The sequence below is a fragment of the Pseudodesulfovibrio portus genome, assembly GCF_026000375.1.
In the GTDB taxonomy this organism is placed as follows: domain Bacteria; phylum Desulfobacterota; class Desulfovibrionia; order Desulfovibrionales; family Desulfovibrionaceae; genus Pseudodesulfovibrio; species Pseudodesulfovibrio portus.
In genome coordinates, this window is the sequence record NZ_AP026708.1 from 911463 (window position 1) to 928435 (window position 16973).

Below are 16973 nucleotides of genomic sequence, written 5' to 3' on the forward strand. Positions count from 1 at the left end.
GGCGGATACCGCCAAACCATCACGAGGTGAGTTACATGGGCCAGCATCCACTGATCATAAACGGCATCGACGTCAGCAACATCGTCAACCGCAATGAGAAACGCGTCGCCGAACTGATCCCTGAAATCCTGGAGGAATACTTCGGGGACTTCATCTTCGAGGATTTGGACATTCAGGACATTTACGCCCTGGCCCTGAATCTCATACCGGCCGGCTATGCGCAGCCCGGCTCCATCGTCCTGTCCAACCGGCTGTCGAATTACGAAATCCGCGCAAAGATTCGCGCCGCAGCGGAACGGGTCCTGGACAACCCCACCCGCGCGGACAGATAGCCCGACTCCGGCAAAACGCAAAAAGGCGCACGCTCCCTTGGGGGCGTGCGCCTTTTTGATTGCTTCGGACCTAGGCCGACTTCGAGCCGGGCTTCTCCATGCCGATGACGAACATCAGCAGGGCCGGGATGACGAACACCGTGAACACGGTGGACAGGGCCAGGCCGCCGAGCACCACCGCGCCCAGCCCGCGGTACAGCTCCGAACCGGGGCCCGGGGCAACGGCCAGGGGGAGCATGCCGAAGATGGACGTGGTGGCGGACATGTAGATGGGCCTCAGCCGCGTCCGGGTCGCCTCCAGCACCGCCTCCTTGTGGGCCATGGAGTGCTCGCGGATGTTGTTCAGCGATTGGTGCACGATGAGAATGGCGTTGTTCACGACCACGCCGATGAGGATGATGAACCCGAGCATGGTCAGGATGTCCAGTGCCTGGGGCGCGATGAGGAGGTTCTCCAGCTTCAGGCCGAGGAACCCTCCGGCACCGGCCAGGGGCACGGTGAACAGGATGATGAACGGGTAGATGAAGTTCTCGAACAGCGCGGACATGAGCAGGTAGGTGATGATCAGCGCCAGCAGGAAGTTCCACTTGAGGGCGTCCCTGGTCACGGTCAGCTTGTCGGCAGCACCGGACAGCTGCACGGTCACGCCGTGCATCAGGCCGGTCTGCTCCAGGCCGGGAAGGAGTTGCTGGTCGATGGTGTCCATGGCCTGCTCAAGCGGCATGTCCTTAGGCGGCGTCACCTGCAGGGTGATGGTCCGCTTCCGCTCCAGATGGCGGATCTGGGTCACGCCGTAGGTGTTCTCCATCTCGGCCAGGGAGGACAGGGGCACGGCCCAGCCGTTGGGGGTCGCCACCAGCTCGGAGTACAGTTCTTCCGGCGTGGCCACGTCCTCGCTGGCCGCCTTGAGCACCAGGTCGACCTTCTTCTTGCCCTCTTCCTTGTAGTCGCCGATCTTGCGGCCGTCGAGGATGACGTCCACGGCCACACCGAGGTCCTCGGCGGTCAACCCGGCCGCGCGCACCCGGTCGCGGTAGGGATGGAACCGGACCTCGGGATAGAGCAGCTCGAGTGACGGGATGGGCCTGATCTGCGCGCCCTGGATGTTCTGCATGGTCATGCCGAACATGGTCCCGGCCACGGCCACCAGCTGGTTCAGGTCGTCGCCCGAGAAATCCACGTTGATGACGCGGCCCTCGCCGATTCCCTGCTCGAAGATGGAAGCCTGGAGCGACACGCCGAACATGCCGGGTATGGAATTCATGACCCGCATGAACATGGGGATCAGGGGACGGGAGTTCTGCTCCTCGTCGGACATGGCGCCGAACAGGTTGATGGTCGGCGCGGACACGTAGAACAGGTCCAGCACGCCGGGCATGCCGTCCACCTTCTTGCGGAAGTGCGGCTTGACCTGCTCGAAGACGTATTTGCCGATGTCGTCGCGCTCCTCGAAGGAGAGCCCCGGCGGCGGGATGAGAATGTTCAGGATCAGGTTGCGGTTGCCCTGGGGCAGGTATTCCATCTTGGGGAACATGGTCAGGACCATGAACACCGAGGCAAGCACCAGGCCCACCACCGTGATCAACCGGCTCTTCCAGTTGTCGATGGCCAGGGAGAGCAGCTTCATGACGAAATCCGCCACCCTGCCGCCCAATGCGGTCAAGGGCTTGAGGGCCCGCTTGACCAGGGACAATCCGGCGGGCTGTCTCGGGCCGTCGCCCTTCTTCTCGCTCTTCCTCTCGGCGATGCGGTAGAACTGGTTGGCCAACATGGGGATGACCAGGACCGACACGAACAGGGAAAGGAGGATGGCGCAGGTCACGGCGATGGCGATGTCCTTGAACAACTGCCCCGCCTCCTGCTCCATGAAGACCACGGGCAGGAACACGGCCACGGTGGTCAGGGTGGAGGCGAACACCGCGCCCCAGACCTCGGTGGCCCCGTCGTAGGCGGCCTCGAACGGCCCCTTGCCCATCCGCCGGTGCCGGTCCACGTTTTCCAGGACCACGATGGCGTTGTCCACCAGCATGCCGACCGCGAACGAGATGCCCGCCATGGACACGATGTTCAGACTTCGCCCGGCCGCCGCGAACATGATGAACGCGCCGACGATGGACACCGGGATGGACACGGCCACGATGATGGTCGAGCTCACCGACTGGAGAAAGACGAAGAGCACGATGATGGCCAGGATCGAACCGATGATGATGTTCTGCCGCACCAGGTCGATGGCGCCGTTGATGTACGGCCGCTGGTCATAGACCCAGTTGAAGCGGACGCCGTGCTCGGCCAGGGGGCCCGCGTTGAGGTCCTCGACGACCTGGTGCACGTTGTCGGTCATGGTCAGGACGTTGGTGCCCGGCTCGGGCCGGATGCCGACGACCATGCCTGTCTCGCCGTTGTAGCGCATGGCGACCGAGTGCTTCTCGTTGCCGCGGGATACCTTGGCCACGTTGCCCAGGGTCACGCGGTACTGGCCGGACGAGGAAATGACCACGGACTCGATGTCCTCGGGCGTCTTGAACTCGGCGGGAGTGCGGATGCGGAAGTCGCGCCGCCCCACGCCCAGGGTGCCTGCGGAAACGGACACGTTCTCGCCCTGCAGCACGTTGATCAGCTCGGTGGCGGTCAGGTTGTACGAGGCCAGCTTGACCGGGTCGATCACGATGTGCATCTCGTCCTCGCGGCCGCCGCCCACGAACAGGTCGGCCACGCCTTCCACGCGCTCGATGTACTGCCTGATCTCGTTCTCGAAATAGGTCTGGTAGGTGGTGACGTCCTGCTCGTTGCCCGGCAGGGTCTCCAGGATCAGCCAGATGACCGGCGAAGTGGACGCGCCCGTTGCGGAGATGATGGGCCGGTCCACGTCGTCGGGATAATCCGGCACCTCGTCGAGCTTGTTGGACACGCGCAACAGGGCCTTGTCGATCTCGGTGCCGATCTCGAACTTGAGCGTCAGCTCTGCCCGGGCGTTGTAGTTGGAGGACTCCATCTTGATCAGGCCGGGGATGCCCTTGAGCACCTTCTCCTGCTCTTCGACGACGTCGCGCTCCATTTCATACGGCGTGGCCCCCACCCAGGTGGTGGTCACGGTGATGACCGGCTCGGTCACGTTCGGCGAAAGTTGGTACGGCAGCCCCAGGAGCGCCACCAGGCCGAACATGACGACCAGGATGACCCCGACAAGGACGCCCACGGGCTTGCGTATGGCGGTTCCGACAATATCCATCGCGTCCCCCTACTTCCCGACCGGCTGCGCGGCCACGGGCTGCTTGGGCTGAAGCCGTTCGTTGCCCTTGACCACCACGTCCATGCCCTCCTTGAGGGCGTCGGACTGCACCCCGGCCTCCATGCCCCGGTAGCCGATGACGCGCACGGGCATGGGCACGGCCGCGCCGTCCACGACGGCCCAGACGACCAACTGGCCGCGCGCGGAGATAACCGCATCCCGGGGCACGATGAGCGTCTTGCCGCCCAACCCCTTGGGCAGGACCACGCGGGCCTCCATGCCCTCGGCCAGGGAGCCGTCATTCCGGACGCGGATCTTCACCGGGAAGGTGCGGGTGGTCACGTCGCCTTTGGGGATGGCCGCAAAGACCGTACCCGACATCTCCTTGCCGGCCACGGCGATGTTGACCGCAAGCCCCGGCTTGACCACGCCGAAGGCCTCACGCGGGGCGTTGACCACCACGTCGACCTCGTCGTCGCGGGCCACGCTTGCCACCACCGAGCCCTTGGACACCCATTCGCCGCGAAAGACCTTGCGCTCGATGACCACGCCGTCATAGGGGGCGCGGATGGTCTTCTTGGAACGCTCCATGTGCAGCTGGTTCAGGGTGGCCTTGGCCGCCGCGACCCGCTGCTGCGCGGACATGGCGGCCAGCCGCTTGGAATCGTACTCGCCCTCGGCCACGGTGCGGCTCTGGTACAGCTTGGTGGTCCGCTCGTTTTCCAGCTTGGCCAGTTCGTAATCGGCCTGGGCCTGGTCCATGAGGGCGCGGGCGTTGGCAATGGACTGATCCAGGATGTCGGAGGACAGGATCACCAGCGGATCGCCCTTTTGCACGCGCTGGCCTTCCTGCACGGCCAGGGAGACGAGCTTGCCGTCCACCTCGGCGGCCACCTCGGAGGTCTCGGTGAAATACACCGTGCCGATGAACTCGGTCTGCGGGGCCATGTCGCCGGAAGTGACCTTGTCCACCACCACGGGGGTCGCGGGACGGTCCTGCTGGGCCAGGGCGGGCGCGGCCAGTGCCGCGATCAGACTCACAACGATCAGACTGCCAAGAAATCTCTTCATCTCTCACTCTTTTTCCAAATGTTCTTCCACGGCTTGAATATGGAGACAAAGACCGTGGCAACGAGGATGGCCACCTGGACGCATCCCCATATGAAATTCATATTCTCGTTGTACAGATAGGCGGCGTCCGCCAGCGCCTTCATGCCGAGCCGGCCGGAGATGTCGGTCATGGCCGTTTCCCACGGGCCGAGGCAGACGGTCCCGAACACTATTGCCGCCACCGTGACCGTCCATTTGAAGATCAGCCAACCGTGCCGGAAGAAACCCCATCCGGTCAGGAGCGAATAGGCCAGCCCCGTGAGCAGGCAGCCGAAGGCGCCCGGTATCACGACCACGCCCATGTCCACGCGATGGGCGGCCTGGTTGATGCCGTAAAGCACCCCGCCGTCGCCCACGCCTGGCTTGAGAAAAAACAGCACCAGCAGGGAAACGCCCCCGCCGATCCAGCAGGCCACGGCAAAGAGATGCAACCCCTTGAGCCATTTCTGCCCCGCTGCAGTCAGCCGCATCACTCTTCCTCCTGAAGAAAACACCCCTCGTCGATGGTGGGTTCGACGATCTCCCACAGGACCTTCTTGCAGATGGCCAGTTCCTCCGGGTCCACGTGCCCCTCACGGCTCCCCATGTTGGCCAGGGCCATGTCCATGGTGGCCGCCATCAGGTCGCGCCCGGCATCGGTGATGTGGATGTACTTCACCCGCCGGTCGTCCTTGCCGTGTTCCCGGCGCACGTAGCCGCGCTTCTCCAGGGCCGCCACCAGGCGGCTGACCCCGGTCTTCTCCTGGGACAGCATTTCGCACAGCCTTCCCTGCGTCAGTCCGTCCATCTTGTACAACGGAATCAGGACGCGCCACTGCTCCACGGTGATCCTGATGCCCGCCTCGACGAATCGGGCGGCCAGATCGTTGGTCTTGAGCCGGGCAACCTTCCAGGCCAGGAATCCGAGGGACTCCCTGGGGTTCAACTTATCTAACATAAGGGAAAGTTGTATCTGCAACAAACACCCCGGTCAACCCATTTTTACCGGACTGCCGGGTTGCAATAAAAAAAGTATGGTTATACTGTTCCGGCCATGGAAAGATTCACCGCCGACCTCCACATCCACTCCCGTTTCTCCCGCGCAACGAGCAAGAACCTGACCATCCGCAACCTGGCCGCCTGGGGCAGCCTCAAGGGACTCTCGGTGCTCGGGACGGGCGATTTCACGCACCCGGAATGGCTGGCCGAAATCGAGGAGCACCTGGAGGACAACGGCAAGGGGCTGCTGACCCTCAAGAACCCCCGAGGCCTGGAAACCGAGATTCCCACGTTCGGCGGCGACGTCCCCGGGCGCACCCGGTTCATGCTCCAGACCGAGATCAGTTCCATATACAAGCGCGGCGGAAAGGTGCGCAAGGTCCACAACCTGGTCTACATGCCCGACCTCGATGCGGTCAGGCGGTTCAACGAGAAGCTCGGCCAGGTGGGCAACCTGGCCTCCGACGGCCGCCCCATTCTCGGCCTGGACTCCCGCGACCTCATGGACATGGTGCTGGAGACCCACCCCATGGCCTTCCTGGTCCCGGCCCACATCTGGACCCCCTGGTTCTCCCTGTTCGGGTCCAAGTCCGGCTTCGACTCCATCCGCGAATGCTTCGGCGACTACGCGGACGAGATCTTCGCCATGGAGACGGGGCTCTCCTCGGACCCGGAGATGAACTGGACCTGGTCCGAGCTGGACCGCATCAAGCTCATCTCCAACTCCGACGCCCACTCCGGCGAAAAGCTGGGCCGCGAGGCCAACCTGTTCCGGGGCGAGATGTCCTATGAGGGCATCTACCGGGCCCTGCGCAGCGAAGGGCTGGGCCACAAATTTCTGGGCACCGTGGAGTTCTTCCCCGAAGAGGGCAAGTACCACATGGACGGCCACCGCAAGTGCGGCGTGGTCATGGACCCGCACGAGACCATCGCCCGCGACGGCATCTGCCCGGTCTGCGGCAAGCCCGTGACCGTGGGCGTGTACAACCGCGTGCTGGAGTTGGCCGACCGCGAAGAACCGGTCCAGCCCACGGGCGCGCCGGGCTTCACGTCCCTGATCCCGCTCAAGGAAATCCTGTCCGAAGTGGTCGGCGTGGGCCCGACCTCCAAGAAGGTCAACAAGCTGTACATGCAGCTGATCCGCGAATTCGGCAACGAGTTGGACATCCTCCAGCGCGTGCCCGCCGAGGACCTGAACCGCTATTCCTGCCACCTGGGCGAGGGCATCTCCCGCATGCGCGACGGCCAGGTCCTGCGCAAGGCCGGGTTCGACGGCGAGTACGGCGTGATCACCGTGTTCTCGGAAAAAGAGCGCGCCCAGATCAAGAACGGGTCCACACTCGTCTCCCTGGCCCGGCCGGAAGGCCACCCGGACGCCCGCCCGGACGTGGGCGAACGGGCCGCGCCCTGCCCCGTGCTGTCCACAGCCCGGCAGGCAGAAGGGCCCATCTCCTACAATGCGGCACAGCAGGCAGCCATCGACGCCGGTCCCGGCCCGGTGCTCGTCCTGGCCGGTCCCGGCACGGGCAAGACCCAGACCCTCATGGGCCGCGTGGGCCGACTCATGGACCAGGGGGTGCGGCCCAAGCGCATCCTGGCCCTGACCTTCACCCGGCGGGCGGCCCAGGAACTGCGCAACCGGCTCAAGTCCCTGCGCGGCGAGGGCGCGGAGATGCCCCAGGCGGGCACCCTGCACTCCCTGTGCTTCGACTACTGGAAGCACGCCTATTCCGAGACGCCCATCGTGCTGCCCGAGACCTCGGCCAAGAAGCTGTTCGCCGAGGTCAACCCCGAATTCACGGGCAAGAATCTCGATCATTTCTGGAACAAGTACATCATGGCCCGGGAACAGCTGGAAGACCTGCCCGCAGACATGGAAGAGGCGCACATCAATTACGGCAACCAGAAAAACCACTGGGACCTGGTGGACTACACCGACCTGCTGGAATTCATGCTGGAACAATCGGGCGCGCCCACCTTCCGCATGCCGTACACCGACGTGCTCGTGGACGAAATCCAGGACCTGACCCCGCTGCAACTGGCCGTGATCAAAGGCATTTCCCGCGAAACGGGAGAAGGCGTGTTCTGCATCGGCGACCCCAAGCAGTCCATCTACGGCTTCCGGGGCGCGGTGGACGACGCCGAGGCGCGCCTGAAGGCGTTCTGGCCCGACCTTTCCGTGATCACCCTGACCGAGAACTATCGCTCCGGGCAGACCATCCTGGACGCGGCGGGCAAATTGTTCCCGGACGCGCCGCGCCTCACCGCCCACCGCGACATCAAGGCCTCGGTCCACCTGTTCGAGGCCCCGGACGGGCTGCGCGAGGCGACCTGGATTTCCGACAGGATCAAGCGGCTCATCGGGGCCACCAGCCATTCCATGGCCGATCAGGACGGGGCCGGCGACCTGGCCCCCGGCGACATCGCCGTGCTGGTCCGGTTCAAGGCGCTCATCCCGCCGCTGGAAAAGGCCCTCAAGCGGGCCGGGCTGCCCGTGTCCGTCCCGGAAATGGAGGGGTTCTGGCAGGAGCCGCGCGTGGCCGGCATCCTGCGGGCCGCAGAGCAGTTCCTGGGCATGACCCTGACCGGGGCCGAAGACGTGCTCGACGTGCCGGACCACATCATCGCCAAGGGCCCGGTGGGGCTGGCCGCCTACCTGAGCGAGACCCCGCCGTTCGACCAGTTTTTCTGGGACAGCCGCCAGTTCAAGGAGCTCAAGAAGGAGTTCGACAACCGGGGAGGCTGGCAGGCGCTGGTCAACTGGGTGTCCCTGCAGACCGAGCTGGAGTTGATCCGCAACACCGCAGAAAAGGTGCAGATCATGAGCCTGCACGCGGCCAAGGGGCTGGAGTTCGAGGCCGTGTTCATGCCCTGCCTGGAAGAAGGCATCCTGCCGTTCGCGGGCATGGACCTGCTCACGGCCAAGGTCACCCTGACCCCGGGCCGGGGCCAGAAGTTCGCCGAGGAACGCCGCCTCATGTACGTGGGCATGACCAGGGCCAGGCGCAACCTGTACATCAGCCGTGCCGACTCGCGGCAACTCTACGGCAAGACCCTCAACCTGCCTGAATCACGCTACCTACGCGAAATCCCGGAAGAACTGGTCACGAAATCGACCCTGGCCGCACGCAAGGTGACCAAGGAAAAACAACTCGGATTGCTGGATTGACGCGCCCGGTTCGGACGCAGGGAAAGCGAACCTAGCGGAAGAGACGGTAGACGCTGCGCTCGTACACCCGGCACACGTTCATGGCGGCGCCGGAATGGACGCCTGCCTGGCGCAACCGGCAGAACACGTGCAGCGGATTGAAAATATGTTGGCAATATTGCCTGAAAGTCTTCATGGCCGTCTCCTGGAAAGCAAGATTTTCGTTCTGACCAAAACTTTGCAATAGCCATGCCCGATTCGACAAATTCAACGAAAACCGGCCACAAGCCGAATAACACCCCGGACGCCCGGCAGGAATACACCGGCGATCGTCCGATTTCCGTGGAATTTGTCCGGGAAAAATGGAACGCGGATTTCCCCTTTACCATCGCGGCCCCGTCCTTTGTCCTGCCCGCCGGAGTCGGGGAGAACAGCCTGTTCCTGGCGGATTACTTCCCTGAAATCGCACTGCTTTTTTTCGAGGCCGACGCCTGCCTGGCCTACACGGACGACGACCTGCCGCCCGCGCTGGCCGACCTCGACTGCTCCTGGCACGTGCACATGCCCCTTGATCTGGACTGGAACGAGGGGCTGGACCCGGTGTGGCGAAAAATCGACGGCCTGGTCGACAAGGCGGCATTTCTTGCACCCCGTGGGCATGTTTTGCACCCGCCCACCGCGCCGGACATGCTCCTGCCGCTGGCCGCACGGCTCCGGGACAAGGGCGTGGACCCGGCCCTGTTCCTCATCGAGAACATCCGGGGGTACAGCCTGACGCCCATCTGGGAGGAGATCGCGGAGGGCGGCTTCTCCACCTGCCTGGACATCGGCCACATCCTGGCCTACGACCAGTTCGACATCCTCGACCTGCCCGGATTGTGGCCCACCGTGCGCATGCTGCACGTCTACGGCGGGGAGAAACGGATGCAACACCACCCCCTGCCCCGATTGGACAAGGCGGGGCGGAAACTGTTACGCACCCTGCTCGCCCAGGCTCCGGACGCGACAGTGACCCTGGAAGTGTTCAACGAAAAAGGGCTTTTTCAGTCCCTGGACCAACTCGGCCAGTGGCTCGCATCGTGGAGGGACGAAAAATGATCACCCTGATTCTGGGGGGCAACAAATCCGGCAAGTCCGACTTTGCGCTCGGTTTACCGACCAAAGGGGACAAACCGCCCCTGTTTATCGCCACTGGCAAGGCCCGCGACCTCGAATTTCGGGAGCAAATCCGGCGACACCGCATAAATCGCGCCCCCGGCATTGAGGTCATGGAGGTTTCCCAAGGGTTGCCTCAAACGCTTCAACAGGCTAAATTGCACTTTCCGTCGCTGATTGTGGACAGCCTGGACTACTGGCTCTTCAGTTGCCGCGAGGCTGGTAGCGAGACGGAAAAAATTCAGGAATTTCTCGACGTTCTGGACGGCTGGAACGACGCGGACCTGATACTGGTCTCCTGTGAGACCGGGCTCGGCCCCCTGCCCGCAGGCAGTGAGGTCCGGGAGTTCGTACGGAGTCTCGGCGCGCTCAACCAGCGCATCGCCGCGATCGCCGACCGGGTCTACCTGGTGGCGGCCGGACTGCCGTTAACCCTGAAACAGGATTAGCTTGTGGCACTGTTTCGACAACTTGATGACCACGTCGACCAACTGCTCGGCCTGCTCAACAAGGACGACAGATGGCTGATTGTCATCAACGCCGACCCGGACGCGCTGGGTTCGGCCTATGCGCTGAAACGCATCATGACCCGCCGCGTGAACAACGCGGCCATCGCCCAGATCAATGAGATCCAGCGGCCTGACAACCTGTCCATGATCCGTTACTGCCGCATCCCGACGCAGAAACTCATCCCGAACCTGGCGGCCCAGTTCGACAAGTTCGCGCTGGTGGATTCCCAGCCCCATCACAATCCCGAGTTCAAGGGCCTCGATTTTTCCGTGGTCATCGACCACCATCCCCTGTCCCAGGAGAACCTGGTCACGGCGGATTTCGTGGACATCCGCCCGCAGTACGGCTCGGTCTGCACCATGATGACCGAGTACCTGTACAACATGAACATCCGCCCGGCCAAACTGCTGGCCACGGCGCTCATGTACGGCATCCGCTGCGACACCAAGACCTTTGAGCGCGAGTTCATCGACGCGGACATGGCCGCCTTCAAGTACCTGAACAAGTTCGCGGACTCCAAGCTCATGAACCGTATCAGCCGAAGCGAGTTCCACCTGGACTGGATGCGCTACATTTCCCGCGCCTTCTACAACCTGCGCCGCATCGGCAAGGGGTTGTTCGCCTACTGCGGCAACGTGGAGAACCCGGACATCCTGGTCATCGTGGCCGACTTCTTCACCCGGGTGCACGACGTGCCGTGGGTGGTGGTGTCCGGCACGGCCGACGACAAGCTGGTGTCCATCTTCCGGGGCGACGGCCAGCGGCGGAACATGGGCACCATGGCCCAGAAGCTCATGAACGGGCTCGGCTCCGCAGGCGGCCACTCCCAGGCGGCCCGGGCCGAGGTGCCGCTCAGCGAGCTGGAGGACAAGGACCCGGAAATCTTCATGCTCAAGCGCCTCGGCCACGGCAAGAAGGGCGAGATCAGAAGAATCTAGCCGCTTCACGAAATTGACGACAAGACCATCCCGGGCCTGGGCGCACCTGCGCTCCGGCCCGATTTTTCATGCGGGACCGCGCCCGTCCGCACTGGCAGGTTCCGCCGTTTTTCTGTAGAAAGACCGAAACCAAAGAGAGCACCCATGTCCATCAAAGAACGTCTGAATCTCGATACCGAACCCGTCTACCTCATCGACGGCACCGCCCTGCTCTACCGCGCCTTTTACGCCCGCGCCGACCTGTCGCGCTCGGACGGCTTCCCGACCAACGCCATCAACACGGTCATGCGCGTGCTCATGAACCTGCTCAAGGACGAGCGCCCCAGCCACGTGGCCTTTCTCATGGACGGCAAGGGCCCGACCTTCCGCAACGAGGTGTACGGCGACTACAAGGCCAACCGCCCGGCCATGCCCGAGCCCCTGGTCGAGCAGGTGGAGCCGGTGCGCCGGGGCGTGGAGCTCCTCGGCCTGCCGCTGATGGTCACGGACGGCGTGGAGGCGGACGACTGCATCTGCGCCCTGGCCAACCGCTACAAGACGGACCGCCCGGTGATCATCCTGGCCTCGGACAAGGACATCAAGCAGTGCCTGGACGACAACGTGGTCATGGTCAGCCAGCACGGGCGCAAGGAGACCATCCACACCCTGGAGTCCTTCCGCGAGGCCGAGGGCATGGAGCCCGACACCTGGCCGGATTTCCAGGCCGTGATCGGCGACTCGGCGGACAACATCCCCGGCATCCCCAAGATCGGCCCGGTCACGGCGCGCAAGATTTTCGCGGCCACCGGCCCCACGCTGGAGGAGCTGCGCGACAACATCGGCCAGCTCCCGGACAAGCTGCGCGAGAAGGTCGAGCCCGAACTGGACAATGTGTTCACCTACCGCGAGCTGACGCGCATGAAGCTCGACTCCTGCGACACCCCCGTCGAGGACTTCGCGGTCAGGGACATGGACCCGGACGCGCTGGCCGCGTTCTTCGAGGAGTATGAACTGCGCGGGTTGCAGCGCAGCATGCCCCGCCCGCAGAAGTCGGCCCCGACCGCAGCGGCGAAACCCGCGTCCCCGGCCGGTGACGGCGGCATGCTCTCCCTGTTCGGCGACGCGCCCGCGAAGGAGAAGGCCGAGGAACCCATGGCCGTGACCGAGATCAGGGACGCGGCGGCCCTGCCCAACCTGGGCGGCGAGGACGTGGGCCTGACCTTTGCGGACGACGCATTTTTCATCGGCCTGAACGACACGGACTACCGCTACACAGGACCGGCGGCGGACCTGGTGCGCGCGGTGGAGCATGCCTCGATCATCGCCACGCCCTCGGTGCAGGACCTGCTCCGGGCGGACGACGCCTGGGGCCACATCCTGCCCAGCCAGTGGTTCGACCTGAGCCTGGCCGCGTACCTGCTCGATCCGGAGTCGCGCAACTACACCTGGACGCGGCTCAAGCAGTCCATGTTCCAGGACGGGCGCAGCGAGTTTGCGGACGTATCCCGCGACCTGCACCCGCAATCCGAGGGGCTGGCCGCCCTGGCCTACATGCGCGGCATCGAGGGCCAGGTGCGCGGCGCGGAACTGAACCCGCTCATGCGCGACCTTGAGCTGCCGCTCATCCCGGTGCTGGTGTCCATGGAACAGGCGGGCATCTCGGTGGACCTCGACGCATTCCGCGCCTTTCTCGACGACGTGTCCGAGCAGCTGTCCGGGCTGACCCGGTCCATCATCGAGATGGCGGGCGAGGAGTTCAACATCCGGTCCAGCCAGCAGCTGGCCGTGGTCCTGTTCGATCAGTTGGGCATCAAGGCGGGCTCCAAGACCAGCACGGGGTTGCGCTCCACGGCCAACCAGGTGCTGGAGAAAATCCGCGACCAGCACCCCATTGTCGAGGCGGTCCTGGAATACCGGATGCTGGAAAAACTGCGCTCCACCTACCTGGAACCCCTGCCCAAGCTGGTGGACAAGGATTCGAGGCTGCACACCCATTTCAACCAGTTGTCCACGGCCACCGGGCGGCTCTCAAGCTCCCAGCCCAATCTGCAGAACATCCCCATTCGCGGGGTGCACGGCCCGAGGATGCGCGCCTGCTTCAACGCGGCGGACAACAACCTGCTGGCTGCGGCGGACTATTCCCAAATTGAGCTGCGCGTGCTGGCCCATTTCTCCAAGGACCCGGCGCTCATCGACGCCTTCCGCCACGACGAGGACATCCACGCGCGCACGGCCGCGCTCCTCAACGACAAGGCCGTGGAAGAGGTCACCACCGAGGAACGGCGCGGGGCCAAGACCATCAACTTCGGCCTGATCTACGGCATGGGCGTGCAGAAGCTGGCCCGCGAGCTCAAGATCACCCAGAACGAGGCCAAGGATTTCACGGACAAGTACTTCGAGAAGATGGCCACCCTCAAGGCGTACTACGACACCATCGTGGAGGACGCCCAAAAACACGGCTTCGTCACCACCCTCGCCGGACGCCGCCGCCTGCTCCCGGAGCTCCACTCCCGCAACAACCAACTCGCCTCCCAGGCAAAACGCCAGGCCGTAAACACGGTCATCCAGGGCTCAGCCGCCGACATAATAAAAATGGCCATGGTCGCGGCCCACAAGGACAAACAACTCCAAGAACTCGGCGCCCAACTCATCCTCCAGGTCCACGATGAACTCATAGTAGAAGCCCCGGCAGCCAACATCGAGGCCGCCGGAGCAAGGCTGAAACAAATCATGCAGGAAGTAGCGAAACTGGACGTCCCGCTCAAGGTGGATTTAGGGGTTGGGAAGAACTGGGCTGAGGCGCATTAGATGGCAATCCCCTAGGTCAAAAGTACCCGATCTCAAGATTGGGCACTTTTGACTGACTAAATGATATTATTCAAAATAACGTCCCTTGCTTAGAGCCCCCTGACAACAGATCTTCAACAGCTTTCAGGACTACAGATTCGACATCAATAGCTCCTTCACGCTTATCGCCGATCCCCATGACGTAATATTCCTTATCTAATCCCTCGATAATCATATTTATTTGAAGAGGAAGCCGAGTGGTCACTTCTTTGATACCTGCCGCTTTAACGGCCGAGTATAGCTGTTGCTTGCTTGCACCATTAAGCATTTTGGTCGAGGCAGAAAATTTTGCTTTCCCTTTCTTAACAGTAACGAAAACTTTATCTAGGGATACTCCTAATATTTCGTACTCATCGTCAATATAAATAGTTTGAACGCTCTTTAGATCAATATCTTTGTATAAGTCCTTCATTTCATCTTTATTCAATGGGGCCTCAATAGCTGGCAATGAAATGATATCATCCTTTGTTAACGAATTAGCCAACGCCCGCATCGGCTCGTTAATTTTTGGCAGTTCTTCGATTAATTTTTCGGCTATGTTGGCAAATCTTTGTTTAGTTTCCTCATCTTTAGCTTTCTTTTTTATTTCAGATATAACTGAAAGCCCATTCATTCCACAAAGTGTAGAGCACAATATTAATATTGCGTATATAGCTTGTTCACCAGTCATATTTTGAACTGCCCCTCCAAATAAATAATCGAGCAAAATATCAACTACAGTTGACCCTTCATTTACTTTTACTCTAACTTTCACATCCGAGATCATTCGTTTCTGCTCACTTCTTGGCACGTCTTGAGTGCATGAACGTATTATTGACCTCGCATTCTTCTGGAGCAATACAATAAATTTTGCCAAACCATAATCAACATAACCTTTATGTTCATCACCATTGATTGTTATGGTACAGATAAAATCATCAGAAATTTCCACTTCATCAATTTCAATTTCCTGATTTAGAAGGGCAACGGCAGAATCAATGAAGCCATCAATAGATTGGATAGCCACCATGCAAACTCCTATTTTAACAGCATTCACGCATAGCGAATAATCAATATTACACTTTCGTCGCCACCGCAACACACTATGCCGTTTCTGTTTATTCAGTTACCAATATAGCCATCTTCCCTCCCCAGCCTTAGAAGCTGACGGGGCGGCGAAGCGGCTCTCTCGAAACCCGGAGCGAAGCGACTGTTTCGGGAGCGCAGCCGCTCCGATCAGATTCTTGGGCCGGGGAGGACAGGCGGCCGCGCTACCAAAGCCGCATTTTTTTTGGTTCTTTTTTGGGGCGGCCCAGCCAAAAAAGAACCCCGCCGGGAGGGCAACAAAAAAAGCGGAGGAGCGCCAGCGACGGCTCTTCCCCCTCTTCCCAAAAGCCGCAGGCTTCCCCTCTCCCATAAAAAAAGCCCCGCATAACGGGGCCTTCCTTTTCTCTTCAAAAAAACTACCGCGCAGGGTGCGTATACTTCGCCACAATCTCCGCGATCCTGCCAGACTCCCTCATCTCAAGAATAATCTCATTAAACTCCGACAAAATCCCGACCAGCGGGGATTTTTTGCTTATCAGCAGATGAAACGGCATGGGATCAAACGTCACATCCGTTTCCACAATCTCATCACGCCCCACATCAGTGGCATTAATATCCGCCCAAGCAGCCACCGGCCACTCAATAACAATATCACCCCGCTTTACGGCCAGCATCCGCCACACCGACTTGAGAAGCGGGGTCTCGTAAATCTTGATACCGCGCGACCGGATGTTCCGGTCGTTCCAACTGTTGCTGTTATACGTGACCACGGTCAGGCCGCCCGCCTTGATGTCGTCGAGCGTCTTCATGTTCCGGATAAAGTCGAGCCTGGGGTGGCCCTTGTAGGTGAAGACGTTCAACTGCTTCAGGTAAAAGGGGTCCGGGTGGGTGGCCGCGTACTCCAGCCGATCCGGGGTGGGCACCGTGATCATGGCCCCGGTCTCGCCCGCCTCCACATTGCACTGGCAGCGTCCCCAGGGGAACTCCCGCCAGCGGGTCTCCACGCCCATCTTGCCCAGCGCCTCGGTCACGATGTCATAAAAAAACCCGGTCATTTCGCCTGTTTCCATACGGGAAAAGAACGGCCAATAGTCCGGGTAATCAATGACCAGAACCGCGCCCGCCCCGCTCGCCGGCTGGCAGAGCAGGAGGACGCACAGGAAACATGCGGCGAGAAACCGTCCCGCCGCCCGAAGCCTGAAAGCCATGAAAACGCATTTGTCCATAACTATAGAGTACCACACACTATTGCCCTGTCAATGATTTGAACGGGGTATGGACACAACTTCACGCCCCTGTTGACGGAGCGCCCCCCAACCCGTAATTTACCGCCAGTGACAACTGCACCTTATGGAGGAAAAAGGGATGTCCGATAAAAAATGCAGGGAAAACCCCATGGCCGGGGTGCCCCTGGGTATCAACTTCACCACCTTCGTCTACTCCCTGTCCTCGTCGGCCATGGTCGCCCTGGGCGAGGCCGCCGATCCCACCACCGGGAAGACCGAATTCCAGCCCCAGCTCGCCAAGCACACCATCGACGTGCTCGGCATGCTCAAGGACAAGTTCGACAAGGGGTTGGAAGACGATGAAAAGAAACTGCTGTGCGACGTGGTGTATAACCTGCGCATGTCGTACGTGAACAAGTCCAAATAGGGCTGTTCATAGCAGCCCGATTGCGGCGTTAAGTGAATTGTAAGCGAGGCACGAGCATACAAGATCTT

Annotated in this window: 14 protein-coding genes; 7 read left to right on the forward strand and 7 right to left on the reverse strand. The window is 61.6% G+C overall.

From position 1 onward, the window contains the following. Positions 1–35 precede the first annotated feature (35 nt). A complete protein-coding gene (locus OO730_RS04495) occupies positions 36–332 on the forward strand; it encodes a late competence development ComFB family protein (RefSeq protein WP_264983384.1) in 297 nt (98 codons plus the stop codon). 70 nt (positions 333–402) lie between these two features. Here OO730_RS04495 and OO730_RS04500 read toward each other — a convergent pair whose 3' ends face one another. The 4 genes from OO730_RS04500 to OO730_RS04515 are packed head-to-tail and all read right to left on the reverse strand — an operon-like array spanning position 403 to position 5608. Continuing rightward, positions 403–3561, reverse strand: a complete 3159-nt coding sequence (locus OO730_RS04500; protein ID WP_264983385.1) for an efflux RND transporter permease subunit — start codon at positions 3559–3561, stop codon at positions 403–405. 9 nt (positions 3562–3570) lie between these two features. Beyond that, complete coding sequence (locus OO730_RS04505) at positions 3571–4632, reverse strand: efflux RND transporter periplasmic adaptor subunit (protein WP_264983386.1); 1062 nt, start codon at positions 4630–4632, stop codon at positions 3571–3573. Beyond that, positions 4629–5141 carry a hypothetical protein gene (locus tag OO730_RS04510; RefSeq protein ID WP_264983387.1) on the reverse strand — a complete coding sequence of 171 codons (513 nt, stop codon included), beginning with the start codon at positions 5139–5141 and terminating at the stop codon, positions 4629–4631. The genes OO730_RS04505 and OO730_RS04510 overlap by 4 nt, the downstream gene beginning before the upstream one ends. Beyond that, the gene (locus OO730_RS04515) at positions 5141–5608 is read right to left on the reverse strand and encodes a MarR family winged helix-turn-helix transcriptional regulator (RefSeq protein WP_264983388.1); all 468 of its coding nucleotides are present in this window, start codon (positions 5606–5608) and stop codon (positions 5141–5143) included. The genes OO730_RS04510 and OO730_RS04515 overlap by 1 nt, the downstream gene beginning before the upstream one ends. Positions 5609–5704: 96 nt before the next feature. On the opposite strand from OO730_RS04515, the gene OO730_RS04520 reads away from it, so the two are divergent. After that, entirely contained in the window at positions 5705–8818 is a 3114-nt protein-coding gene (locus OO730_RS04520) for a UvrD-helicase domain-containing protein (RefSeq protein WP_264983389.1), read from the forward strand. 31 nt (positions 8819–8849) lie between these two features. Here the strand turns inward: OO730_RS04520 and OO730_RS04525 are convergent, their stop codons facing one another. Continuing rightward, the gene (locus tag OO730_RS04525) at positions 8850–8993 is read right to left on the reverse strand and encodes a hypothetical protein (RefSeq protein ID WP_264983390.1); all 144 of its coding nucleotides are present in this window, start codon (positions 8991–8993) and stop codon (positions 8850–8852) included. 53 nt (positions 8994–9046) lie between these two features. Between OO730_RS04525 and cbiR the strand changes: the two genes are divergently transcribed. The 4 genes from cbiR to polA all read left to right on the forward strand — a co-directional run bounded on the left by cbiR (position 9047) and on the right by polA (position 14187). After that, positions 9047–9895 (forward strand): cobamide remodeling phosphodiesterase CbiR, encoded by an 849-nt coding sequence (cbiR, locus tag OO730_RS04530; protein WP_264983391.1) that lies wholly within the window; start codon positions 9047–9049, stop codon positions 9893–9895. After that, a complete protein-coding gene (locus OO730_RS04535; protein WP_264983392.1) occupies positions 9892–10401 on the forward strand; it encodes a bifunctional adenosylcobinamide kinase/adenosylcobinamide-phosphate guanylyltransferase in 510 nt (169 codons plus the stop codon). The genes cbiR and OO730_RS04535 overlap by 4 nt, the downstream gene beginning before the upstream one ends. A gap of 3 nt (positions 10402–10404) precedes the next feature. Beyond that, positions 10405–11400 carry a DHH family phosphoesterase gene (locus OO730_RS04540; protein WP_264983393.1) on the forward strand — a complete coding sequence of 332 codons (996 nt, stop codon included), beginning with the start codon at positions 10405–10407 and terminating at the stop codon, positions 11398–11400. Positions 11401–11544: 144 nt separating this feature from the next. After that, positions 11545–14187, forward strand: coding sequence for a DNA polymerase I (gene polA, locus OO730_RS04545; RefSeq protein WP_264983394.1), 2643 nt, complete (start codon positions 11545–11547; stop codon positions 14185–14187). A gap of 70 nt (positions 14188–14257) precedes the next feature. Here the strand turns inward: polA and OO730_RS04550 are convergent, their stop codons facing one another. Further along, positions 14258–15235 (reverse strand): hypothetical protein, encoded by a 978-nt coding sequence (locus OO730_RS04550; RefSeq protein WP_264983395.1) that lies wholly within the window; start codon positions 15233–15235, stop codon positions 14258–14260. Between the two features lie 433 nt (positions 15236–15668). After that, a complete protein-coding gene (locus OO730_RS04555; protein ID WP_264983396.1) occupies positions 15669–16460 on the reverse strand; it encodes a substrate-binding periplasmic protein in 792 nt (263 codons plus the stop codon). 157 nt (positions 16461–16617) lie between these two features. Here OO730_RS04555 and OO730_RS04560 point away from each other — a divergent pair, with 157 nt between their 5' ends. Beyond that, positions 16618–16905: a DUF1844 domain-containing protein gene (locus tag OO730_RS04560; protein ID WP_264983397.1), complete on the forward strand. Its 288-nt coding sequence runs from the start codon at positions 16618–16620 to the stop codon at positions 16903–16905. Positions 16906–16973 lie beyond the last annotated feature (68 nt).

What these genes read in the sequence shown, in the direction of transcription:
- OO730_RS04505 (WP_264983386.1), bottom strand. Translation starts at nt 4,632, where the DNA reads ATGAAGAGATTTCTTGGCAGTCTGATCGTTGTGAGTCTGATCGCGGCA.
- cbiR (WP_264983391.1), top strand. Translation starts at nt 9,047, where the DNA reads ATGCCCGATTCGACAAATTCAACGAAAACCGGCCACAAGCCGAATAAC.
- OO730_RS04510 (WP_264983387.1), bottom strand. Translation starts at nt 5,141, where the DNA reads ATGCGGCTGACTGCAGCGGGGCAGAAATGGCTCAAGGGGTTGCATCTC.
- OO730_RS04520 (WP_264983389.1), top strand. Translation starts at nt 5,705, where the DNA reads ATGGAAAGATTCACCGCCGACCTCCACATCCACTCCCGTTTCTCCCGC.
- OO730_RS04555 (WP_264983396.1), bottom strand. Translation starts at nt 16,460, where the DNA reads ATGGCTTTCAGGCTTCGGGCGGCGGGACGGTTTCTCGCCGCATGTTTC.
- OO730_RS04535 (WP_264983392.1), top strand. Translation starts at nt 9,892, where the DNA reads ATGATCACCCTGATTCTGGGGGGCAACAAATCCGGCAAGTCCGACTTT.
- OO730_RS04515 (WP_264983388.1), bottom strand. Translation starts at nt 5,608, where the DNA reads ATGTTAGATAAGTTGAACCCCAGGGAGTCCCTCGGATTCCTGGCCTGG.
- OO730_RS04500 (WP_264983385.1), bottom strand. Translation starts at nt 3,561, where the DNA reads ATGGATATTGTCGGAACCGCCATACGCAAGCCCGTGGGCGTCCTTGTC.
- OO730_RS04560 (WP_264983397.1), top strand. Translation starts at nt 16,618, where the DNA reads ATGTCCGATAAAAAATGCAGGGAAAACCCCATGGCCGGGGTGCCCCTG.
- OO730_RS04495 (WP_264983384.1), top strand. Translation starts at nt 36, where the DNA reads ATGGGCCAGCATCCACTGATCATAAACGGCATCGACGTCAGCAACATC.
- OO730_RS04525 (WP_264983390.1), bottom strand. Translation starts at nt 8,993, where the DNA reads ATGAAGACTTTCAGGCAATATTGCCAACATATTTTCAATCCGCTGCAC.
- OO730_RS04550 (WP_264983395.1), bottom strand. Translation starts at nt 15,235, where the DNA reads ATGGTGGCTATCCAATCTATTGATGGCTTCATTGATTCTGCCGTTGCC.
- polA (WP_264983394.1), top strand. Translation starts at nt 11,545, where the DNA reads ATGTCCATCAAAGAACGTCTGAATCTCGATACCGAACCCGTCTACCTC.